At 69.5% G+C, this 22,209-nt stretch carries 21 protein-coding genes; 15 read left to right on the forward strand and 6 right to left on the reverse strand.

The window, feature by feature from the left end; all coding sequences use genetic code 11:
* Window positions 1-75: 75 nt before the first annotated feature.
* From AC57B5_RS19315 to AC57B5_RS19340, 6 genes are all read left to right on the forward strand, one after another.
* Window positions 76-1,365 (forward strand): hydroxymethylglutaryl-CoA reductase, degradative, encoded by a 1,290-nt coding sequence (locus tag AC57B5_RS19315; RefSeq protein WP_016448615.1) that lies wholly within the window; start codon window positions 76-78, stop codon window positions 1,363-1,365.
* A gap of 41 nt (window positions 1,366-1,406) precedes the next feature.
* Window positions 1,407-1,832: a hypothetical protein gene (locus AC57B5_RS19320; protein ID WP_016448616.1), complete on the forward strand. Its 426-nt coding sequence runs from the start codon at window positions 1,407-1,409 to the stop codon at window positions 1,830-1,832.
* A gap of 1 nt (window position 1,833) precedes the next feature.
* Complete coding sequence (locus AC57B5_RS19325) at window positions 1,834-3,216, forward strand: tripartite tricarboxylate transporter permease (RefSeq protein ID WP_065345412.1); 1,383 nt, start codon at window positions 1,834-1,836, stop codon at window positions 3,214-3,216.
* Between the two features lie 178 nt (window positions 3,217-3,394).
* On the forward strand, window positions 3,395-5,044 hold the full coding sequence (locus AC57B5_RS19330; protein WP_496400147.1) for a YifB family Mg chelatase-like AAA ATPase: 1,650 nt from the start codon (window positions 3,395-3,397) through the stop codon (window positions 5,042-5,044).
* Window positions 5,045-5,216: 172 nt separating this feature from the next.
* A complete protein-coding gene (locus tag AC57B5_RS19335) occupies window positions 5,217-5,516 on the forward strand; it encodes a helix-turn-helix domain-containing protein (RefSeq protein ID WP_088166555.1) in 300 nt (99 codons plus the stop codon).
* A gap of 7 nt (window positions 5,517-5,523) precedes the next feature.
* Window positions 5,524-6,879: a HipA domain-containing protein gene (locus tag AC57B5_RS19340; RefSeq protein WP_496400148.1), complete on the forward strand. Its 1,356-nt coding sequence runs from the start codon at window positions 5,524-5,526 to the stop codon at window positions 6,877-6,879.
* A gap of 3 nt (window positions 6,880-6,882) precedes the next feature.
* Here AC57B5_RS19340 and AC57B5_RS19345 read toward each other — a convergent pair whose 3' ends face one another.
* The gene (locus AC57B5_RS19345) at window positions 6,883-7,806 is read right to left on the reverse strand and encodes a LysR family transcriptional regulator (protein ID WP_065345440.1); all 924 of its coding nucleotides are present in this window, start codon (window positions 7,804-7,806) and stop codon (window positions 6,883-6,885) included.
* A gap of 102 nt (window positions 7,807-7,908) precedes the next feature.
* Here AC57B5_RS19345 and AC57B5_RS19350 point away from each other — a divergent pair, with 102 nt between their 5' ends.
* On the forward strand, window positions 7,909-9,111 hold the full coding sequence (locus AC57B5_RS19350) for a YbfB/YjiJ family MFS transporter (protein WP_016448656.1): 1,203 nt from the start codon (window positions 7,909-7,911) through the stop codon (window positions 9,109-9,111).
* Between the two features lie 34 nt (window positions 9,112-9,145).
* Complete coding sequence (locus AC57B5_RS19355; protein ID WP_496400149.1) at window positions 9,146-10,216, forward strand: NAD(P)H-dependent flavin oxidoreductase; 1,071 nt, start codon at window positions 9,146-9,148, stop codon at window positions 10,214-10,216.
* Window positions 10,217-10,220: 4 nt separating this feature from the next.
* Here the strand turns inward: AC57B5_RS19355 and metC are convergent, their stop codons facing one another.
* From metC to AC57B5_RS19375, 4 genes are all read right to left on the reverse strand, one after another.
* Window positions 10,221-11,450 carry a cystathionine beta-lyase gene (metC, locus tag AC57B5_RS19360; RefSeq protein WP_496400150.1) on the reverse strand — a complete coding sequence of 410 codons (1,230 nt, stop codon included), beginning with the start codon at window positions 11,448-11,450 and terminating at the stop codon, window positions 10,221-10,223.
* Window positions 11,450-12,448, reverse strand: coding sequence for a Bug family tripartite tricarboxylate transporter substrate binding protein (locus AC57B5_RS19365; RefSeq protein ID WP_496400151.1), 999 nt, complete (start codon window positions 12,446-12,448; stop codon window positions 11,450-11,452). The genes metC and AC57B5_RS19365 overlap by 1 nt, the downstream gene beginning before the upstream one ends.
* Window positions 12,449-12,639: 191 nt before the next feature.
* Complete coding sequence (locus AC57B5_RS19370) at window positions 12,640-14,211, reverse strand: rhodanese-like domain-containing protein (RefSeq protein WP_496400152.1); 1,572 nt, start codon at window positions 14,209-14,211, stop codon at window positions 12,640-12,642.
* 131 nt (window positions 14,212-14,342) lie between these two features.
* A complete protein-coding gene (locus AC57B5_RS19375) occupies window positions 14,343-14,879 on the reverse strand; it encodes a cysteine dioxygenase family protein (protein ID WP_496400867.1) in 537 nt (178 codons plus the stop codon).
* 180 nt (window positions 14,880-15,059) lie between these two features.
* Between AC57B5_RS19375 and AC57B5_RS19380 the strand changes: the two genes are divergently transcribed.
* The 4 genes from AC57B5_RS19380 to AC57B5_RS19395 all read left to right on the forward strand — a co-directional run bounded on the left by AC57B5_RS19380 (window position 15,060) and on the right by AC57B5_RS19395 (window position 18,377).
* Window positions 15,060-15,920: a LysR substrate-binding domain-containing protein gene (locus tag AC57B5_RS19380; protein ID WP_013800147.1), complete on the forward strand. Its 861-nt coding sequence runs from the start codon at window positions 15,060-15,062 to the stop codon at window positions 15,918-15,920.
* Between the two features lie 146 nt (window positions 15,921-16,066).
* On the forward strand, window positions 16,067-16,393 hold the full coding sequence (locus AC57B5_RS19385) for a DUF3649 domain-containing protein (protein ID WP_013800146.1): 327 nt from the start codon (window positions 16,067-16,069) through the stop codon (window positions 16,391-16,393).
* On the forward strand, window positions 16,390-18,099 hold the full coding sequence (locus AC57B5_RS19390; protein WP_496400153.1) for a PepSY-associated TM helix domain-containing protein: 1,710 nt from the start codon (window positions 16,390-16,392) through the stop codon (window positions 18,097-18,099). The genes AC57B5_RS19385 and AC57B5_RS19390 overlap by 4 nt, the downstream gene beginning before the upstream one ends.
* Window positions 18,096-18,377 (forward strand): DUF3325 domain-containing protein, encoded by a 282-nt coding sequence (locus AC57B5_RS19395; protein WP_013800144.1) that lies wholly within the window; start codon window positions 18,096-18,098, stop codon window positions 18,375-18,377. Before AC57B5_RS19390 ends, AC57B5_RS19395 begins: the two co-directional genes overlap by 4 nt.
* A gap of 17 nt (window positions 18,378-18,394) precedes the next feature.
* Here AC57B5_RS19395 and AC57B5_RS19400 read toward each other — a convergent pair whose 3' ends face one another.
* A complete protein-coding gene (locus AC57B5_RS19400; RefSeq protein ID WP_496400154.1) occupies window positions 18,395-19,186 on the reverse strand; it encodes an SDR family NAD(P)-dependent oxidoreductase in 792 nt (263 codons plus the stop codon).
* A 93-nt stretch (window positions 19,187-19,279) separates the two neighbouring features.
* On the opposite strand from AC57B5_RS19400, the gene AC57B5_RS19405 reads away from it, so the two are divergent.
* The 3 genes from AC57B5_RS19405 to AC57B5_RS19415 all read left to right on the forward strand — a co-directional run bounded on the left by AC57B5_RS19405 (window position 19,280) and on the right by AC57B5_RS19415 (window position 22,100).
* On the forward strand, window positions 19,280-20,215 hold the full coding sequence (locus AC57B5_RS19405) for a LysR family transcriptional regulator (protein ID WP_043780301.1): 936 nt from the start codon (window positions 19,280-19,282) through the stop codon (window positions 20,213-20,215).
* 260 nt (window positions 20,216-20,475) lie between these two features.
* Window positions 20,476-21,249 carry a ferredoxin--NADP reductase gene (locus AC57B5_RS19410; RefSeq protein ID WP_012202207.1) on the forward strand — a complete coding sequence of 258 codons (774 nt, stop codon included), beginning with the start codon at window positions 20,476-20,478 and terminating at the stop codon, window positions 21,247-21,249.
* A 44-nt stretch (window positions 21,250-21,293) separates the two neighbouring features.
* Window positions 21,294-22,100 carry a helix-turn-helix domain-containing protein gene (locus tag AC57B5_RS19415; RefSeq protein ID WP_492905714.1) on the forward strand — a complete coding sequence of 269 codons (807 nt, stop codon included), beginning with the start codon at window positions 21,294-21,296 and terminating at the stop codon, window positions 22,098-22,100.
* The last annotated feature ends 109 nt before the right edge of the window (window positions 22,101-22,209 follow it).

The following is a 22,209-nucleotide window of genomic DNA, read 5'->3' on the forward strand; positions in this document are numbered from 1 at the left end:
AACTGTACCTTTTGAAAGCGGTACAGTTTTCCTACAGTCCGGCGACCAGAGTTTTGATCCGAGGAGATGTCTTCCATGGTTGCCGATTCGCGCCTGCCCAATTTCCGTGCCCTCACACCGGCCCAGCGCCGGGATTTCCTGGCCGATGCCTGCGGCCTGTCCGATGCCGAGCGCGCCCTGCTCGCCGCCCCCGGCGCCCTGCCCCTGGCACTGGCCGACGGCATGATCGAGAACGTGTTCGGCAGCTTCGAGCTGCCGCTGGGCGTGGCCGGCAATTTCCGCGTCAACGGCCGCGACGTGCTGGTGCCCATGGCGGTGGAGGAGCCCTCGGTGGTGGCCGCCGCCTCGTACATGGCCAAGCTGGCGCGCGAGGACGGGGGCTTTCAGACCTCCAGCACGCTGCCGCTGATGCGCGCCCAGGTCCAGGTGCTGGGCGTGACCGATCCGCACGGCGCACGCCTGGCCGTGCTGCAGGCGCGTGCGCAGATCATCGAGCGCGCCAACAGCCGCGACAAGGTGCTGATCGGCCTGGGCGGCGGCTGCAAGGACATCGAGGTCCACGTCTTCCCCGACACGCCGCGCGGCCCCATGCTGGTGGTCCACCTGATCGTGGACGTGCGCGACGCCATGGGCGCCAACACCGTCAACACCATGGCCGAATCGGTGGCGCCCCTGGTCGAGCAGATCACGGGCGGCAGCGTGCGGCTGCGCATCCTGTCCAACCTGGCCGACCTGCGGCTGGCCCGCGCCCGCGTGCGGCTCACGCCGCAGACCCTGGCCACGCAGGAGCGCAGCGGCGAGGAGATCATCGAAGGCGTGCTGGACGCCTATACCTTCGCGGCCATCGACCCCTACCGCGCGGCCACGCACAACAAGGGAATCATGAACGGCATCGACCCCGTCATCGTGGCCACGGGCAACGACTGGCGCGCGGTCGAGGCCGGCGCCCATGCCTATGCCAGCCGCAGCGGCAGCTACACCTCGCTGACGCGCTGGGAAAAGGATGCCGGCGGCGCCCTGGTCGGCAGCATCGAGCTGCCCATGCCGGTCGGCCTGGTCGGCGGCGCCACCAAGACCCATCCGCTGGCACGCCTGGCGCTGAAGATCATGGACCTGCAGTCCGCCCAGCAGCTGGGCGAGATCGCCGCCGCCGTGGGCCTGGCGCAGAACCTGGGCGCCCTGCGCGCCCTGGCCACCGAAGGCATTCAGCGCGGCCACATGGCCCTGCACGCCCGCAACATCGCCCTGGTGGCCGGCGCCACGGGCGACGAGGTGGATGCCGTGGCGCGCCAGCTGGCCGCCGAGCACGACGTGCGCACCGACCGCGCGCTGGAAGTGCTGGCCGCGCTGCGCGCCAGGGCCTGACCAGCGCGCGGCCCCACAAACAAAAACCCAAGGAGACACACATGACAAGCAAGGATCCCGCCGACTGGCGGCTGGCCGAGGTCTGGGGCGACACCGTGGACCTGCGCCACCTGGCCTGGGCGATTGCCATCGGCACCGGCATCAGCGTGCTGGGCTTCTACCTGGCCAGCCGCTGGCTGGCCACGGTGGTCGAGTCGCGCCAGCTGGCCCACGCCTACGCCATGCTCGCGGGCCTTGCCGGCTGCGTGATCGCCGGCGTGATCTGCGCACGCGCCTTTCCGCCCAAGCGGGAAGTGACCGAGCTGGACACCTCGAACGACCCCGAATGGCGCCGCGAAGTGCTGGAGGAGCTGGCGCGCCAGCCCGGAGGCCTGGGCACGGTGCAGGACCTGCCGCCCGCCGTGGTGCAGGAACTCAAGGAGCTCAAGCTCTACGAACTGTTCGCCGACAAGGCCGGGAGGGCATGAGATGGAAACCCTGCTGACCAATGACATCGCCGTCGCAGCCGCGATGGGACTGATAGGCGCCGTGGTGTTCGCCGCCATCGGCCTGGTCTCCGGCACGGACGAGACCACCACGCTGGCCCCGCTCACCCTGCTGGTGGTGCTGCTGGGCGTGCCGCCCGCCGGCGTGTTCACCTTCTTCCTGGCCGGCGCCGTGGCCAAGCACATGACGCATGCCGTGCCCACGGCGCTGCTGGGCATTCCCGGCGACACGCTGGCCACGCCGCTGCTGCAGGACGCCAACATGCTGCGCAAGCTGGGCGTGCCCCACATCGCGCTGCGCAAAATGGTCTCGGGCGGCATCGTCGCGGCCTTTGTCGCCGTGCCGCTGGCCGTGCTGTTCGCCGTGATGCTGGCGCCCTTCGGCAGCATGATCACCAAGACGGCGCCCTGGATCTTCCTGGCCGCCGCCCTCCTCATCGCCTACTTCTCGGCGGGGCGCTGGGCCTCGGTGATGCTGCTGATTCCGTTCGTGGTGGTCATCATTGCGCTGCAAAGCCTCACCGCCAAATACGAGGTCAAGCTCAGCATCAGCTACTTCCTGGGCATTGCCATCGGGCCGCTGATCGCCGACCTGTTCACCGTGATCTCGCCGGCCGGCCGCCAGCGCATGCTGCGCGACAAGGTGCGCCAGTTCAACCTGGCGCCCGACGTGAAGGGCTGGTCAGGCTACTTCCCCAACCCGCTCAAGGTGCTGGACCGCGTGCAGACGCGCTGGACCCTGGCCACGGCCACCATCTCCAGCGCCACCTTCGTCTTCAGCCCCGTGGCCATGACCGTGGTGCTGGGCGAGCTGGTGGGCTCGCGCATCAAGCATGCCTACCACCGCCTGACCACGGTGCTGAGCGCGCGCAACGGCGTGACCGAGGCCACCTACATCGCCGAGGCGCTGATCCCGCTGATCGCCTTCGGCCTGCCGCTGAGCCCGGTGGCCGCCGGCCCCGCCGCGCCGCTGTTCAACGCGCCGCCGCGCTTCACCGTCGATGCCGCCACGGGCCAGGTGAACAACCTGCACAACCTGCTCAGCCACTGGGAGTTCCTGGGCTACGGCATGCTGGCCGTGCTGCTGGCGGCCATCGTGTCCTACCCCTTCGCCATGAACTTCGCGCGCAGCGCGGCGCTGTTCGTCTCGCGCCGGGTCAGCCACGAGGCCATCATCGCCACCTTCGTGGGCCTGATCATCGTCATCAGCGTCTGGGAAGGCCAGTTGCTGGGCCTGCTCGTGATCCTGACCATGGGCCTGCTCGGCGGCCTGCTGTCACGCGGCTTCGGCTTCAACACCGGCGTGCAGTTCATGGGCTACTACACGGCCGTGCTGAGTGTGCCGGCGCTGGTGAAGCTGTTCTGATTTTTGCGCCGCAAGGGTCAGAACATTCTGAGATTTGGGGGCAGCGCCGCACCCGCCGCCCACAAGGTCCAAGGCCGTTGCCATACTGGGTCACCGAGGCCGCCGCACCGCTGGCGGCCTCTTCCTTTGTGTCTGGCTTTGTGTCTGTCTTTGTGTCTGTCGTTTCTGCGAGGTGCCCATGGGTCTGGCCCTGGTTCAAAGTCGTGCGCTGCTGGGGCTGGCCGCCCCGCGTGTCACCGTGGAAGTGCATCTGGCCAACGGCCTGCCGTCGTTCACGCTGGTGGGTCTGGCCGATGTCGAGGTCAAGGAAGCGCGTGAACGCGTGCGCTCGGCACTGCTGAATTCCGGGCTGGAGTTCCCGAGCAACAAACGCATCATCGTCAACCTGGCGCCCGCCGACCTGCCCAAGGATTCGGGGCGCTTCGACCTGCCCATTGCGCTGGGCATTCTCGCGGCCAGCGGCCAGATCAATGGCGATGCACTGGCCGAGTATGAATTCGCAGGCGAGCTGTCGCTGTCGGGCGCGCTGCGGCCCGTGCGCGGCGCGCTGGCCACGGCCCTGGCCCTGCACCGCCAGCAGGACGGCGCCCGCCTGGTCCTGCCGCCGGGCAGCGCGCAGGAGGCGGCCTTTGTGCCGTCGGCCCAGGTGTTCTGCGCGCACCACCTGCTGGACGTGGTGCGCCGCTTCATCACTCGCTCGGCCAATGCCCTGGTGCAGACGGAGCAGGACACGGACTGTGCCTGCTGCAGCGACGAAAGCGAGGACACCGGCGAGACCGACGAAACCGACGAAACCGACGCCTTGCCGGCAGCAGGCGACACCCAGACATGCTCCGGCCCGGGCTGGCATGCGGTGCAACCACAGCCCGCTGCCCCAGTGCGCAGCAGCCTGGACCTGGCCGAGGTGCGTGGCCAGGCACAGGCGCGGCGCGCGCTGGAAATTGCGGCGGCCGGAGGCCACGGCCTGCTGCTGGTGGGGCCGCCGGGTTCGGGCAAATCCATGCTGGCCCAGCGCTTTGCCGACCTGCTGCCGCCCATGAGTGACGACGAGGCACTGGAAGCCGCCGCCATCGCCAGCCTGGCCGGCCGCTTCACGCCGGAGCGCTGGCGCCAGCGCCCCACGGCCAGTCCGCATCACACGGCCAGTGCCGTGGCCCTGGTCGGAGGCGGCTCGCCACCGCGCCCCGGCGAGATTTCGCAGTCCCACCACGGCGTGCTCTTCCTCGATGAATTCCCCGAGTTCGCACGCAGCGCGCTGGAGGCGCTGCGCGAGCCGCTGGAGACCGGCCAGATCACCATCGCCAGAGCCGCCCAGCGCTGCGAATTCCCCGCGCGTTTCCAGCTCGTCGCGGCCATGAATCCCTGCCCCTGCGGCCATTGGGGGTCGACGGTGCAGCGCTGCCGCTGCACGCCCGACAAGGTGGCGCGCTACCAGGCGCGCATCAGCGGCCCGCTGCTGGACCGCATCGACCTGCATGTGGAAGTCGGCGCCCTGCCCCCGCAGGAGCTGCTGGCCGCGCGCTCGGGCGAAACCAGCGAGGCCGTGCGCGAGCGCGTGGTCCAGGCCCGCGCGCTGGCCGTGCAGCGCCAGGGCAGCGCCAACCACCAGCTCCAGGGCCAGGCCCTGGACGACCACCTGGGCCTCTCGCCCGAGGCCCTGGCCTTCGCCCACAAGGCCGCAGCACGCCTGGGCTGGTCGGCCCGCAGCACCCACCGCGCGCTCAAGGTGGCGCGCACCATTGCCGACTTGGCCGGCAGCGCGGCAGTGGAGACGGGGCATGTGGCGGAGGCCATGCAGTATCGGAGGGTGTTGCGGTTGCCGTCATGAGGTTCTGCGTTGGGCGCGGTTGCCTGGGTTTGTTGGATTTGTTTCTGAAATTCCGAAATTTCCACTTGAATGAAACGAAATACTCCCGAATTTCGGAATATTGGAAATTGTTTTGAAAATTGCCGAAGAAATCCTAGAATTTCGGAATATCAGAAATAAGGCCAATCCATCCATGCCGTCTTCCACGCCCATGAACGACCCGCAGCAGGATCGCCCGCAGCCCGGGGCCGTGGTCATCGCTGACCTGTCCGGGCTCGGCGCCCAGATCCGCGCCATGCGCAAGGCCCAGCAACTGCGCATCGATGACACGGCAGCCCTGTGCGGCGTGTCGCTGGATCTGCTCTCCCGTCTGGAGAACGGCAAGGGCGGCGTGGGCTCCGACAAGCTGCTGGCCGTACTCGACGGGCTGGGCCTGGCCATGGTCATCGCGCCCAAGCAGGACGCCCTGATGGCACGACTTCCACGGGCCTGAAGCGCACATGGCCACGTCGCCGTCGCTTTCGCTTTCGCTGTGGAACGATGTCGGCACGCACGTGGCCGATGTGACCCACGACCCGCACAACGATCTTTGGGGACTGCGGTATGCGCCTGCATGGCTGGAGCAGGAACGGCCTTTCTACCTGGCGCCCTGCCTGCCGCTGGCCGCTCCCGAAGGGGGCTACGACTCGCGCTCCATCCGGCGTTTCATCGAGAACCTGCTGCCCGAAGGCGCGGCGCTGGATGTGGTGGCCAGAAGTCAGGGCATAGGCAAGGGCAACATCTTCGGTCTGATACGCGCCCTCGGCGCCGAGACCACCGGGGCTTTCCGGTTTCAGGCCGACGGCAGCAAGCCCGATCCCCAGGCCGCCAATGCCGCTCGCCCCATATCGACAGCCGAACTCGCCCAACGCATTGCAGACCGAGACACACGCCCTTTCATCGAGTGGGATGGCAAAGTGCGCATGTCGGTGGCCGGCTACCAGGACAAGCTGCCCGTGCACGTGGAAGGCGAGAGCGTGCAGGAAGACACCATCTTCCTTCCCGACAACGTTCCGTCCACCCACATCCTCAAACCCCAGCCGCGCGACAGCGCGGTGCCGCACATGGTGGTGAACGAGCATTTCTGCATGCGCCTGGCAGCGGCCATGCGCTTGCCTGCAGCCGAGGTGCAGATGCTGCACGTGCCACAGCCGGTGCTGGCAGTCAGGCGCTTTGACCGCGTGCGGCAGGCGCCGCAAAGGCGGGTCCTGCGCACCCACATCATCGATGCATGCCAAGCGGGCGATCTGCCCGTCAGCTACAAGTACGAGCACCACATCGGCAGCGTGGGCGATGCCCGGCTCTACCGCGACGGCATGAGCTTTCCCCGGCTGTTCGGTCTACTGGAGCACTCGGTGGCAAAGGCTGCGGACAAGCTGGCAATGATCCGATGGGCGCTGTTCCAGATACTGATCGGCAATGGCGACGCACATGGCAAGAATTTCTCCTTCCACGTGCTGCCGCAAGGCCTGGCGACCGCACCCTGGTACGACCTCGTCAGCGTGGCCCAGTATCCCGATGTGTCCCAGGAACTGGCCATGGCCTTCGGCGACTGCTTTGCGCTGGAGGAACTCACACCCTTCGAGTTTGCGCATTTCGCCCACCTGTGTGCGATAGACCGCAGGCTGCTCACACGTGAAGCCCAGCGCATGGCCAAGGCAGCCCCTGGTGCGGCGGCCAAGGTTCTGCGCGAATCGCCTTACACGCCAGAAGAACACGCCTTCGCCCAGCGCATCGCCGCCTATGCGACCGCCCAGGCCCAAAGACTGGTGGACATCGCCCAGAAGGCAGCAGCCTTGCCTTCCGACCTGTTCTGAGCCTCAGGCAGACGCCGCCGGGACTTCCTCCAGGCCAAGGGCTGCCTCGCCCTGCACACCCTCGATCCCCAACACCTCCACGCACGCATGCAGCGCAGGCGACCAGCCCTGGCGCGCGGGCACGACGAACCAGGTTTCCACGCGGGCGACTTCCTGGGCGAGTGCTCCGGGCAGGGCCGTGATGTGCACGCCGAAGCGGTGCTGCTGGGCCTGGACCACGCTGCGCGGCAGCAGGCCGTAGCCCATGCCGGCGGCCACGCAGCCGAGGATGGCGTCCAGCGATCCCATTTCCATGATGCGTGCCGCTACGCCGCGCGCGGCCAGCAGCAGTTCGATGCGCTGGCGGTAGCTGCAGCCCTGGCGGAAGGCCAGGAAGGGCACGGCGCTGAGCTGGGCGGCATCGGGAAAGCGCGGCAGCGCGAAGGCGGTGACCAGCACCAGCTCCTCCTCGAAGACGCGCCAGCCCTGCAGGCGGGACTGGGGCGGCATGCCCGAGACAAAGGCGCAGTCCAGCCGCCCGGCAAGCAGATCGGCCAGCAGCTCGGCCGTGGTGGCCGTGCGCAGCTCCAGGTCCAGGCCGGGCTGGGCCTGGTGCAGGCGCGCCAGCAGCGGCGGCAGGCGCAGCGCGGCCGTGGTTTCCATGGAGCCTATGCGCAGCGCGCCTGCGGCCCGGGCGCTGCCCTGCAGCAGGGCCAGCGCCTCGTCATGGTCGGCCAGCATGCGCCGCGCGTATTGCTCCAGCAGGCGGCCGGCAGGCGTGGCGTGCACGGGTGCGCTGCGTTCCAGCAGTTGCACGCCGGCCTCGTCCTCGAGCTTTTTCACATGGGCCGTCACGTTGGACTGCACGGTGTGCAGTTGCTGCGCGGCGGCGCCGAAGCTGCCGCTGTCGCAGACGGCCAGGAACATGCGCAGGGACTTCAGTTGCATCGCGGCTCCAGTGACATCCATCTTCAATCGAGATCGACGCCATCATTTTGAATCATTGGACATGATGGGCGGCAGCGCCTAATGTATGCCCATCCTCCCCGCATGGCGCCCACTCCCGTGATCCAACGCAACGAAACTTCCCTGCTGCTGACCGGCTTCATGGCCACGCTCAGCGGCGTCGGCCTGGCGCGCTTTGCCTACACGGCGCTGATGCCGCAGATGGTGCATGCCGGCTGGTTCAGCGGCGAGCAGGTGGCCTACCTGGGTGCGGCCAACCTGCTGGGCTATCTGATCGGGGCTCTGGCCGCCGCGCCGCTGGCCGAACGCCTGGGCGCGCTGCGCGTGCTGCTGTGGTGCTGGGTGGCCCTGGCGCTGAGCTTTGCGGCCTGCGCCTGGCCGCTGCCCATGCCCTGGTTCTTTGCCTGGCGCTGCATCTCGGGCATTGGCGGCGCCATCCTGATGGTGCTGGGCCCCTCGGTGGCCCTGGCGGCCACCCCCCTGCAGCGGCGTGCGGCCCTGGGGCCGCTGATGTTCTGCGGCATAGGTGCCGGCGCCCTGCTGTCGGCCACGCTGATACCGCTGCTGGCGCGCCAGAGCCTGGGAGCCGTCTGGTGGGCGCTGGCGGCGGTCTGCGCCTGGGCCGGCTGGCTGGGCTGGCGCCATGTGCGGCGGCTGCCGGTGCCTGCACCCATTGCCATCACGCCCCATGCCCGGCCCGTGCCCGCCGCGCCCCTGTGGACGCTGCCCGTGGTGCTGGTGATGCTGGCCTATATGACGGACGCCTTCGGCTTTGTGCCGCACACGGTGTTCTGGGTGGACTACCTGGCGCGCGAGCTGCAGTTGGGCGATGCCTACGCCTCCACGCAGTGGGCCGTGTTCGGCCTGGGCGCCATTGCCGGGCCGCTGGTGGCCTCGCTGTGCGCCACGCGCTTTGGCTGGTGGGGCACGACCACGGGCGCCTATGCGGTCAAGACCCTGGCCATTGCCATGCCGCTGTTCTGGGTGGGATTTGCGGGGCATGCGACCTCGTCCTTTCTGGTGGGCGCGCTGTCGCCGGGCATGGCGGCCATCACCTCGGGCTATCTGATGCAGCTGATCGGCCCCGTGCAGCACAAGCGCATGTGGGGCTATGCGACGGCGGCCTTTGCGCTGATGCAGGCCGTGTCGGGATATTTCATGGCCTGGAGCTATGCGGGCCTGGGCTCGTACCAGCGCCTGTTCGTCATCGGCAGCGTGTCGCTGCTGCTGGGCACGCTCATGATCGCCGCCAGCCGCGCCAGCGCGCGCCGGCAGGCCGCCGCATGAGTGCGCGGATTCGAGACAGGAAACAAGGAGTCGTATGAGCACTGCAAAGACCGCGTGGATGGCCCGACTGGGCATGCGCCATCCCATCATCCAGGCCCCCATGGCCGGCACGTCCACGCCCGCGCTGGCGGCCGCCGTCACCGATGCGGGCGGCCTGGGCTCGCTGGGCATTGGCGCCAGCGGCACGGAGCAGGCACGCCAGCAGATCGTGCAGACGCGTGCGCTGACATCGGGCGCCTTCAACGTCAACCTGTTCTGCCACCGGCCGGCCCGGGCCGATGCGCAGCGCGAGGCCGCCTGGCTGGACCATCTGGCGCCCGAGTTCGCGCGCTTCGGCGCCGCGCCGCCTGCCACGCTCAACGAGATCTACGCCACCGCCGTCGGCAACGCCGCGCTGCAGGCCATGCTGCTGCAGGAGCGGCCTGCCGTGGTGAGCTTTCATTTCGGGCTGCCTGAGCAGGGCTTCATCGACGCGCTGCGCGCGGCCGGCGTCGTGACCCTGGCCAGCGCCACGTCGCTGGACGAGGCGCGCCAGGTGGAGCAGGCCGGTGTCGATGCCATCGTGGCCCAGGGCGTGGAGGCCGGGGGGCACCGCGGCACGTTCGACCCCGCGCAGGACCGCATGATGGGCACCTTCGCCCTGGTGCGCGTGCTGGCGCGCAACACGGCCCTGCCGGTGATCGCGGCCGGCGGCATCATGGACGGCGAGGGCATTGCGGCCGCGCTGGGCCTGGGCGCCTGTGCGGCGCAGCTGGGCACGGCCTTCATCCTCTGCCCTGAATCGTCCGCCAGCCCGGCCTACCGTGCCGAGCTGCGCAGCGAACGCGCCCACCACACGGGCATCACCGCCGCCATCTCGGGCCGGCCGGCGCGCGGCATGGTCAACCGGCTGCATGCGCTGGGCGCCAGCCATGGCCAGCCCCTGCCCGACTACCCGCGCGTCTACGACGCAGGCAAGGCGCTGCACCAGGCGGCGTCCGCCCAAGGCAGCTCCGACTACGCAGCCCACTGGGCCGGCCAGGGTGCGCCGCTGGCGCGTGAGATGCCGGCCGCTGCGCTGGTGCAGACGCTGGCCGGCGAACTGGCGCGCGCTCAGAGGGCCTGATCGCTCAGGCAGGCATGTCCAGCGCCGCCAACCCCTGCTCCAGGTCGGCGATGAGGTCGCGCGGCGACTCCAGGCCGATGTGCAGGCGCACCACGGGCCCGCGCGCACTCCAGTCGGTGACGCTGCGCGCCTGCGCCATGTGCGCGGCCGTTGCCAGGCTTTCGTAGCCGCCCCAGGAGGCGCCGATGCCGAAGAGGCGCAGGCCGTCGATGAAGCGGTCCACGGCAGCCTCGGCGGTGCCGGGCTGCAACTCCAGCGACACCAGGCCGTTCGTGCCCTGGCAGTCGCGCAGCCACAGCGCATGGCCGGGGTGCGTGGGCAGCGCGGGGCAGAACACGGTGGCCACGGCCGGGTGCTGCTGCAGCCAGTGCACCACCTCCAGCGCATGCGCCTCGTGCATCTGCAGCCGTGCGGCCAGCGAGCGCATGCCGCGCAGCACCAGCCAGGCATCGTCGGGGCTGACCGCCATGCCGAAGGCATCGCAGCGCGCAGCCAGCGGCTCCCAGGCGGCCTCGGTGGTGGCCACGGTGCCCATCATCACGTCGGAGTGGCCCGACAGGTACTTGGTGGCTGCCATCACCGAGACATCGGCCCCCAGCGCCAGCGGCCGGTACTGGCAGCCCGACCCCCAGGTGTTGTCGGCCACGACCAGGGCGCCGCGCGCATGGGCCATGGCCGCCAGCGCGGGCAGGTCGCACATCTCGTAGACCAGCGATCCCGGGCATTCGGCATAGACCATGCGGGTGTTGGGGCGCATGCGCGCCTGGGCGTCGCTGCCATCGGCCGCGAAGAAGTCGTACTCGATGCCGTAGGGCCGCAGCCATTGCCCGGCCAGGTGGCGCACGGGCTGGTAGGCGCTGTCGGTCAGCAGCACATGGTCGCCGGGGCGCAGGTAGCTGAGCAGGGCCATGCCGATGGCCGCCAGGCCGGTGGGCAGCAGCCGCGTGCGGTGGGCGCCTTCCAGCTCGCTGACGGCGTCTTCCAGCGCAAAGCCGGTGGGCGTGCCGCGCGCGCCGTAGCTGAAGATGCGCTCGCCGGCGCGGCGCTCGCGCATCTCGCGCTGCTGTGCCGTGCTCTCGAACAGCACGGTACTGGCGCGCACCAGGGGCGGGTTGACGGCCGTGCCGCCCGCATAGGCCGGGCGCTTGCCCGCATGCAGCAGCCGGGTCTGCAGGTCCAGCGCGGGGGCGCCAGGGGCGGATGCGCCAGGCACGGGGGCGTGTGCGGCAGCCATCAGTCGATCTTCGCGCCCGAGAGTTTGACCACGCGCGACCAGCGCTCCATGTCCTGGCGCAGCTGGGCGGCAAAGGCCTCGGGCGTATTGGCCACGACTTCGCTGCCGCCATCGACGACCAGCTTGGTCACTTCCGGCAGTTGCAGGGTGCGCACGATGGCGTCGTGCAGATAGGCCACGCGCTCGGGCGGCGTGCCGGCGGGTGCGAAGAAGCCGTACCAGTCCTCGAAGCGCGCATTGCGCAGGCCCAGTTCCTCCAGCGTGGGCACCTTGCCGAACACGCCGATGCGGCGCGGGCTGGTGACGGCCAGCGCGCGCACCTGGCCCGCCTGGATCATGCCGGCCACGGATGAGGTGGAGGTGATCAGCACATCGACCTGCTGGCCCAGCAGATCGTTGATGGCCGGTCCCGCGCCCTTGTAGGGCACATGGGTCATGGGCACGCCGTTTTCCTTGGACAGCACCACGCCCACCAGGTGCGACAGCGTGCCGTTGCCGGGCGTGGCATAGGTGACGCGGCCCGGCTCGCCCTTGCTGCGCGCCACCAGGTCGGCAAAGCTCTTGAGGGGCGAGGCCGAGGCGACCACGATGGCCAGCGGCGCCGCGTTGATCTGCGTGATGGGCACGAAGTTCTTGAGCGGATCGAAGCCCGGCGCGCTGTAGAGCGCGGGGTTCACCGCCATCAGCGAGACCTGCCCCGTGAGCACGGTGTAGCCATCGGGCTTGGCCTCGGCCACGGCCTTGGCGCCGATATTGCCGCCCGCACCGCCCCGGTTTTCCACCACGGAGGGCTGGCCCGTGGCCTCGGTCAGGCGCGTGGTGACCCAGCGTGTGCTGGCGTCGTTGCCGCCGCCCGGCGGGAAGGGCGAGATGAAGCGGATCGGCTGGGCCGGATAGCCGTTGCGCGCAGCCAGCGGCTCGGCCATGGCCTGCGAGAGCATGGCCAGGGCCGCGAGGCTGGCGGCCAGCATCCTGGCCAGGGTGGGGATTGCGAACATGTCTTGTCTCCTGTCGTTATGTGATCTGATTTATGTCGCTCTACGGCAAGTCAGCGATATATGGCGCTGCCTTTGCAACTGACGTGACTTTGGCCAGGGGCACCAAGCAAGGGCCGCCCCCGCAGCGAGGGTGCCGTCCCCCTCCCGCGCAGCGAGAGAGGGGGAAGCGGCGAAGCCGCTCAGGGGGAGCTTCATGCACTCGGCAGGCGGAAGGCGGCCAGTTCCTGGGCATCGAGCTGCGGCACCAGGCCCGTCTCCCAGGCCAGGTAGCGGCGTGCCGCTTCCTTGTTGCCGTCGTGGCGGTCGTGCACGAAGAACAGGTAGTCGATGCACTCGGCGTCGGTGGGGCTGTCGGGCGTGGCCTCGACGGGCAGGCCGGCCTGCTGCCATGCGGCCAGGCCGCCTTCGAGCAGCAGCGGCGCGGCGCCCTGCAGTTCCAGCGCGGCCCATTGCGCCATGCCGGGCTCGTCGGCCACCAGCACGATCTGGCGCGTCTCGCCGGCCAGATCGCTGGCAAGGCACGGGCGGATGGACCAGCGGGCCCCGGCGATGTGGCCTGCGCGGTACTTCATGCCCGCGCGCAGATCGACCACGGCCACCTCGCCCTGGTGCATGCGCTCGTGCAGGGCCTGCGCCGTGATGCCTGCCAGTGCGGGGGTCTGGGGCAGTTGGGCCGGTGCGAGGTCCAGGCCGCTGTGCAGGCCGCCCCGCAGCACGCAAGCGTCATGGCCGAGCTGGCGCAGCCAGCTGGCCACCACGGGGGCGCGCACGCCATCGCTGTCGAACAGCACCAGGCGCGCACCGCGCACGCCCACGTACTGGTCGCCGGCCTGCATGAGCTGGCCGCCGGGCGTGTGCTGGGCGCCGGGCAGCGAGCCGGCCTTGAATTCCTCGGGCGTGCGCACATCGCACAGGAACAGCGTGCGCGCAGCATCCTGGCTCCAGGCGCGCACGGTGTCGGCATCGACCTCGGGCACGTCGAAGCGTTCGGCCAGGGCACGGGCCTGTGCTTGCAGCGCGCTGCTGGCCGAGTCGTCGCCATAGCGGTGCGTGCCGCCGTGCTCCAGCGGCAGGTCGGCCAGGTACCAGCCCTGGGTGCCGTTCTCCAGCGCGTAGACGGGGTTGGGAATGCCCAGGTTGATCAAGGTCTGCGCGCCGATGATGGAGCGCGTGCGGCCCGCGCAATTGACCACGATGGGCGTGGCCGCATCGGGCACCAGACGGCTCACGCGCAGCGCCAGCTCGCCATTGGGGCAGCAGATGGCGCCGGGGATGTTCATCTTGTGGAACTCGGAGACGGGCCGGCCGTCCAGCACCACCAGGGGCAGGCCCGCCGCCTGGCGCGCCGCCAGCTGCTGTGCCGTGATGCGCGGCGTGCCATAGGCGTGTTCGGCCAGTTCGCCAAAGGTCTTGGAAGGCAGGTTCACGCCGGCGAACAGCGTGTAGCCCGCAGCGCTCCAGGCCTTGGCACCGCCTTCGAGCACGGCGACATGGGTATAGCCCAGGGCTTCGAGGCGGCGCGCGGCACGCTCGGCCACGCCCGCGCTGGCATCGCCCTCGCCACCGTCGTAGGTGACGACGCGCACCTGCCTGCGCGGCACCAGGCGGGGCACATCCAGCTCCAGCCGGCTGTAGGGCAGGGGCGTGGCGTAGAACAGGTGCGACTCGCCGTACTGGCCGTGCTCGCGCACGTCGAGCAGCGCGATCTCCTGGCCGTCGTGCAGCCAGGATTTGAGGGTGTGGGCGTCAATGGATGCGGTCATTGCATGCGGTCCGGGAAAAAGATCGGCAAGGAATTTCGGGCAAAGCCCTGCCACGCACGCCCCGTGGGGCGCGCTGCGGCATGGACAGTGAAAAGGCAGGAAGCGGGAGATAGCGGCCGGAAGGCCTGGGCTCAGCGGCGCGTCTGCACGCCGATGGCCATGGTCTGGCAGGTGCCGGTGGCCAGGTCGTAGCTGGTGCGCTCGTTGAGCGTCTCCAGCGCGCGGCCGTACATGTGCAGGTGGCGGATGACCTGATCGCCCTGGATCTCCACGGAGTGGATGTCCTCGGGCATGAGGGCGATGCCCTGGCCTGGCGCGACCACCACAAGCTCCGTCTCGCGCAGCGTGCCCTTGCCGGGGACGGAGCCGTCGTCGGTGCGCTCGTAGACGCGGTTGTGCTCCGTGCCTTCCACGGCGGCAATGCAGGCCCAGGTCGTGTGGTTGTGCGGCACGATGCGCTTGCCCGGGCGCATGACGTTGAGGTACAGCGCATAGCTCTGGTCGGCGTCCTCGGCGATCAGGTAGCGCGCCTGGTGCTCGCCCTGCTCGGGTGCGGCGTAGTCGGCCTGCTGCCAGAAGTCTCGGCGCGCGGCCAGGCCCAGCAGTTGCTGGAGCACGGCGTCCAGGCTGGCGCGCGTGGCCGCGTCCTCGCCAATGGCCTGCTTCATGCTGTCGATGGCCGCTGCCACGGCGGCGCTGCGCTGTTCGGTGATGGTGTTGTTGGTGGTGTTGGTGATGGTGATGGTGTTCAAAGGGGGCTCCTTGTCGTCGTTGAAGCCCACTGTAGTGAGGCGCCCCGCCCGCAACAATCCACGCATGCCCAATAAATACTTCAATAAAATTGAAGTATGGAGACGCTTGACCTGGACCTGCTGCGCACCCTGGCCGCCATTGCCAGCCACGACAGCTTTGCCGCCGCCGCCGTGCAGATGGGGCGCACGCAATCGGCTATCACCCAGCAGATGCAGCGGCTGGAGGAGAAGATCGGCCACGCGCTGTTCGAGAAGCAGGGCCGGCAAAAACGCCTCACCGACCATGGCCAGCGCCTGCTGGGCTATGCGCGCCACATGCTGGCCATCCACGACGAGGCGCTGCGCAACCTGCAGCACCGCCAGGTGCAGGGCCTGGTGCGCATTGGCGCGCCCCACGACGCGGCCGACAACATGCTGCCGCCCGTGCTGCAGGAGATTGCGCTGAACTTTCCCGGCATGCAGATCGACATCCATGTGGGGCGCAGCCCTTTCCTGATGGAGTCGCTCAAGCAGGGCGAGCTGGACCTGGCCATCTCCAACCGGGAGGATGAGGGCTTCGAGGGCTTTGCCCTGCGCTCCACACCCACCGTGTGGCTGTGCGGCGCGGGCTATGCCCATGACCCGGGCAAGCCCGTGCCCCTGGTCATGGCAGACGGGCCCAGCATCTTCCGGCGCCTGGGCTGCGATGCGCTGGATGCGGCCGGCATTGCCTGGACGCCGCGCCACACCTGCACCAGCCTGGTGGGCATACGCGCGGCGCTGCGCGCTGGCCTGGGCGTGACGGCACGCGGCGTGGAGCAGCTCGACCCGGGCCTGCGCGTGCTGGGCGCGGGCGACGGCATGCCGCCGCTGCCGGACCTGGCCTACCGCCTGTACATCCGCAGCCATGTGATCAGCCCCGTGACACGCCAGATCTTCGAGAACCTGCAGGCCCGCATGCGCCAGCCGGCGGGCTGAGCGCCGGGGCGCTTGGCGCGCGGCAGCGCTGGATGTGGCGGCGCACTTGACTGCACCGCTTGTAATGGGACTTATTCTCAAATAACATCCGCGCCACCGCCGCCCCCTCCAGCCGGCGTTTTTCGAGCCTTTCCAGGCCCCGTGCCATGCCATCTCCCACTCTTGCCCGCACCCATGACTGGTTCCGTGACTGGTTCCGTGACTACGGGCCGCTGATCTCCCGCATCCTCGCCGCGCTGTTTGGCGGCTACGCCGTGGCGGCGCTGGCCAGCGTGGCCGTGCTGGCCCTGCCCGCAGACCGCACGCAGGCGGCGATCTCGGGCACCTTGCTGAGTTTTGCCGTCTATGCGGGCGCGGTGATCTGGGTGTTTGCCGTGCGCAGCGCCACGCGCGCCTGGGCCGGCCTGCTGGTCGCCGCCCTGGTGCTGGCGCCTGCCGCGTGGTGGACCTGGGGCAAGGGGCTGGGCGCATGAACACGAACACCATGGACACCACGAACACGGCCGGCAAGCCCGCCAAGCCCGCGAAAGCCGCCAAGGCGCCCGGCATCCGCCAGACCATGTCCGACCTGCATACCTGGGTCGGCCTGCTGCTGGGCTGGTTCCTCTACGCCATGTTCCTCACGGGCACGGTGAGCTATTTCAGGAACGAGATCACGCAGTGGATGCAGCCCGAGCAGCCGCACCAGAGCCAGGCGAGCGAGCCCGCGCTGGTGGCCCAGCGTGTGGGTGACGCCATGGCGCGCCTGGCACCGCAAAGCCCTCGGTGGCTGATCAACCTGCCCGATGAACGCAGCACGGTGGCCACGGTGTTCTGGAGCCCTCCCGAAGGCCAGGGCAAGCGCCGCTTCGAGAACGGCCGCTTCGACCCGGCCACCGGCACGCGCCTCGAAGGCCCGGTGCGCGAGACGCGCGGCGGCGAGTTCTTCTACCGCTTCCACTTCCAGTTCCACTACATGCCCGTGCTCTGGGGCCGCTATCTGGCGGGGCTGTGCGCCATGTTCATGCTGGTGGCCATCGTCAGCGGGGTGATCACGCACAAGAAGATCTTTGCCGACTTCTTCACCTTCCGCTGGGGCAAGGGCCAGCGCTCCTGGCTGGACGCGCACAACGCGCTGTCGGTGCTGGGCCTGCCCTTTCACCTGATGATCACGTACACCGGGCTGGTGACCCTGGCCTTGATGTACATGCCCTGGGCCAATCTGGCCACCACCATGACGCCCGAGCAGCGCGTGGTGGCCGGCCAGCAGCTCAGTGCCTTTGTTCCCGCTGGCAAGCCCTCGGGCCAGGCCGCGCCCCTGGCACCGCTGGCCGACATGGTCCGCCAGGCCGAGCAGCGCTGGGGCGCGGGCCAGGTGGAACGCCTGAACGTCAACCTGCCCGGCGATGCCAATGCGCGCGTGACCGCCATCCGCGGCGAGAACGGCCGCGTCTCCATCAGCCCGCAGTTCATGATGTTCGACGGCGTCAGCGGCCAGCTGCTGCAGGCACAGGACAGCGTGGGCGCCGCCGCCGAGACGCGCGGCGTGCTCTATGCGCTGCACATGGGCCGCTTCGGCGACCTGCCCACGCGCTGGCTGTACTTCATCGTCAGCCTTGCGGGCACGGCCATGGTGGGCACGGGACTGGTGCTGTGGAACGTGAAGCGGCGCAGCAAGCTGCCCGACCCGGAAAGGCCGCATTTCGGCTTCCGGCTCGTGGAACGGCTGAACATCGCCACCATCGCCGGCCTGTCCATCGGCATGGCCGGCATGCTCTGGGCCAACCGCCTGCTGCCGGTGGAGATGGCGCAGCGCGCCGAGTGGGAGGTGCACGCCATGTTCATCGCCTGGGGCGCCACCCTGTTCTGGGCGATGGGCCGGCCCGCCAAGCGGGCCTGGATCGAGTTGCTGTGGGCCGGCGCCGCCGTTCTGGCCCTGCTGCCCGTGGTCAACGCGCTGACCACGGATCGCGGCCTCTTGGCCAGCCTGCGCGCGGGCGACTGGGTGTTTGCCGGCATGGACCTCATGCTGCTGGCCCTGGCCGCACTGCATGCCCATCTGGCCCTGCGCACCCAGCGCCACCAGCCCAAGGCCAAACCAGTGCGCGCCGCCCGGCCCGCGCCCAAGGCAGCCACTGCAGCAGCCGCCACGGCAGTGGCCGCCACAGCAGCAGCCGCCGCAGCGGAGACCAGCGCATGAGCATGGCCCATCTGTTCTGTCAGCTGCTGGCCCTGGGCGCCTTCGCCTGCCTGGCCCTGGCCATGGACCGCCACCAGAGCGACCTGTTCGGCAAGGAACTGCCATCTGCCCACACACGGCGCCTGCGCGCGGCCGGCTGGGTGCTGCTGGCGCTGTCGCTGTGGGCGGCGCTGCAGGTGGAGCCCTGGTCGCTGGGGCTGGTGGCCTGGTTCGGCCACATCGCCGCAGCAGCCGCCATCGTGCTGCTGTCCATGGTGGCGCGCGAGCGCCTGCGCTGACGGCCCTCCCGGCGCCTTCAGAGAAACATGCCGCCCGACGCCTCGATGCGCTGGCCCTGCACCCAGCCCATGCCGGGCTGCAGCAGGGCGGCCATCACGGGGCCGATGTCGTCGGGCTGGCCCACGCGGCCCAGTGACGTCTGGCTGGCCAGGGCGGCGCCCATCTGCGCATCGTCGCGCACACGGCCGCCGCCGAAGTCCGTGGCGATCGCGCCCGGCGCCACCGTGTTGACGCGAATGCCGCGCGCCCCCAGCTCGCGCGCCAGGTAGCGCGTCAGCACCTCCACCCCGCCCTTCATGGATGCATAGGCCGCGTAGCCCGGCTGGGTGAAGCGCGTGAGGCCGCTGGACAGGTGGATGATGCTGCCGCCATCGCGCAGCAGGGGCAGCAGGTGCTGGCTCAGGAAGAACGGCGCCTTCAGGTGGATGGCGACCAATTCATCGAACTGCGCCTCGGTGGTAGCCGCGAAGGGTGCATTGATGCCGATGCCGGCGTTGTGCACCAGCGCATCAAGGCGGTCGGCCTGCCAGGTATCGGCCAGCGCCTGGCGCACGCGGGCCGCAAAGTCCGCAAAGCCCGCGCTGCGCGCCACGTCCAGCTGCAGGGCGGCGGCCCGCCCGCCCAGCGCCTCGATGGCGGCCACGGCGGCCTGGGCCTCGTCGGCACGCTCACGGTAGGTCAGCACCACGTCCAGGCCCTGGCGCGCCAGGTGCTCGGCCGTATTGCGGCCCAGGCCGCGGCTGCCGCCCGTGACGAGGACGATGCGGCGGGCGGCAGGGGAAGAAGCGGTCGAAGGAGAAACTGTCATGGCGGACCTCGTTAGGTGGTTTGCAATGACAGCGACTGTATTGAAGGTCGATTTTTGGATAAATTGGCTGTTTCTGATTTATTTGTTCGCCCCATGCAAACAATCAAGCTTCTGGAGCAGATGCAGATCTTCAGCCGCGTGGCCGAGATGGCCAGCTTCACGCGTGCGGCCGACAGCATGGGTTTGCCCAAGGCCAGCGTCTCCCAGGCCGTGCAGCAACTGGAGGCGCGGCTGGGCACGCGGCTGCTGCACCGGACCACGCGGCGCGTGCAATTGACCCAGGATGGCCAGGCCTGCTACGAGCGCTGCCAGGACCTGCTGGCCGACGTGGACGAGTTCCAGGGCCAGTTCCAGCAGGCCGGCGACGCGCCGCTGCAGGGCAAGGTCCGGCTGGACATGACCACCGGCCTGGCGCGCCACGTCGTCATGCCCTTGCTGCCGCAACTGCTGCAAAGCCATCCGGCGCTGGAGCTGGAGCTGAGCTGCACCGAGCGCCGCGTGGACCTGGTGCGCGAAGGCTTTGATTGCGTGCTGCGCCTGGGCCCCGTGGACGAGCCCGGCCTGGTGGCACGCCCGCTGGGCCTGGTGGCGCTGGCCACCTGCGCCAGCCCCGGCTATGTCCAGGCCCACGGGCTGCCCGCCACGCTGCAGGATCTGGGCGGTCACCGGCTGGTGCACTACCAGCGCACGCTGGGCGCGCGGCCGCTGGGCTTCGAGTACGAGGAGGATGGCCAGCCCCGGTACCTGCCGATGGCGGGCGCGCTCACCGTGAACAACGCCGAGGCGTATCTCGCGGCCTGCCAGGCCGGCCTGGGGCTGATCCAGGTTCCGCGCCTGGCCGTGCAGCCGCTGCTGGACGCAGGGGAACTGGTCGAGGTGCTGCCCCGCCACCCGCCGCCGCCCATGCCGCTGTACCTGATCTACGCCCAGCGCCGCCAATTGCCGCGCCGCGTGCGCGTGCTCATGGATTGGCTGGCCGAAGCGGTCCTGCCCTGGACGCTTGGCGCTGGCCCGGCTGAAAAGCCCTAGTGAGCGCTGCAGCGATTCAGCCAGCGTCATTTTACTTATCACTAATCCGTATCAAGACAAAGGTTCGCGCCTGCCCCTTTTGACGCCATTTACCGGACAATAGCGACCTTGCCCCGGTCACCGGCCGCCACGAAGCAGCGGCAACGCGCACACCGCGCCTGCCCCCTGTGCTTCCCGCCACCGCGTGCCTGAATGGCACTGACCTCTCATTGCAACGTCCCGGCGGGCACTGCCTGCCCCGAATTCACCGTATTGCCAACATGAGTGCTTTTCTTGAAGAACGCGTGCTGTCCGTCCACCACTGGACCGACCGCCTTTTCTCCTTCACCACCACCCGTGACACCGCGCTGCGCTTTTCCAACGGCCATTTCACGATGATCGGGCTGAAGGTCGACGGCAAGAACCTGCTGCGTGCCTACTCCATCGCCAGCCCCAACTACGAGGAGCACCTCGAGTTCCTGTCGATCAAGGTGCCCGACGGTCCACTGACCTCGCGCCTGCAGAACATCCAGGTCGGCGACACCATCCTCGTCGGCAAGAAGCCCACGGGCACGCTGCTGATCGACTACCTGCTGCCCGGCAAGAACCTGTACCTGATCGGCACCGGCACGGGCCTGGCCCCCTGGCTGGCCGTGGCCCGCGACCCCGAGACCTACGAGCGCTACGAGAAGGTCGTCGTCGTGCACGGCGTGCGCCACGCCAGCGAGCTGGCCTACCAGGAGCTGTTCGAGAAGGAACTGCCCGAGCATGAATTCCTCGGCGAAATCGTCAAGGACAAGCTGGTCTACTACCCCACGGTGACGCGCGAGCCCTTCCGCAACCAGGGCCGCATCTCCAACCAGATCACGGCCGGCACCTTCCCGCAGAACATCGGCCTGCCCGAGCTCAACCCCGAGACCGACCGCGTCATGCTGTGCGGCAGCCCCGCCATGCTGAACGAACTCAAGGAGCTGCTGGAGCACCGCGGCTTCAAGGAAGGCAACACCACCACGCCCGGCGACTTCGTGGTCGAGCGCGCCTTCGTCGAGAAGTAAAGCCCACGACACCCCGTGGCGGGGCGGCTGCCGATAATCGGCGCATGCCGCCCTCCCGCACCCCGCCGCCCCAGCCCGGCGACGATGACCGCAACTTCATCGTCGCCCTGGCGCGCGGCCTTGATGTCCTGTCCTGCTTTCGCTCCGGCGAAAAGCTGCTGGGCAACCAGGACATCGCCAGGCGCTGCGGACTGCCCAGGTCCACGGTTTCGCGCCTCACGCACACGCTGACCACGCTGGGCTACCTCATCCATGTGCCCGAAGAGGGCAAATACCGCCTGGGCACAGCCACGCTGGCCCTGGGCAGCGCCATGCTCTCGCGCCTGGACGTGCGCCAGATCGCGCGCCCGCTGATGCAAAAGCTGGCCGCCACCACCGATGCCGAGGTGGCCCTGGCCGCACGCGACCGGCACAACATGGTCTACATCGAGCACTGCCCCAGCGCGCGCTTCACGCACCGCGACCTGGACATGGGCTCGCGCATCCCCCTGGCCACCACGGCCGTGGGCCGCGCCTGGCTGGCCGCCAGCCCCGCATCCGAGCGCCAGCGCGCGCTGGACTACCTGCAATCGCACGCCCCCGAGCAATGGGCCGCCGCCCAGGCCCAACTGCCGCTGTGGCCCGGTGCCAGCCCCCATCCGCAACCCTGGCTGTCGTGCTCGTTCGGCGACTGGCAGCCCGAGGTCAACGCCATCGCCCTGGCCTTCTCGCCGGGGCGTGGCCTGCCGCTGATGGCCGTCAGCCTGGGCGGGCCCTCGCGCTTCGTCACGGCCGATGCGCTGCGCCAGGACGGCGTGCCCGCGCTGCAGCGCATGGTGCGGCGGCTGCAGCAGGACATAGACCGCGCCTGACCGCAGACCGGGCCTGGCCGGCTGTCCCGCAGGCGCCCGCACAGTACCCGCGCATTACCCGCACAGTAGCCAAGACGACAGCGCGCGCCGCCCTGGCGCCCTAGCATGG

It is taken from the genome of Delftia sp. BGA-UO-ETr-SB1 (assembly GCF_059567865.1).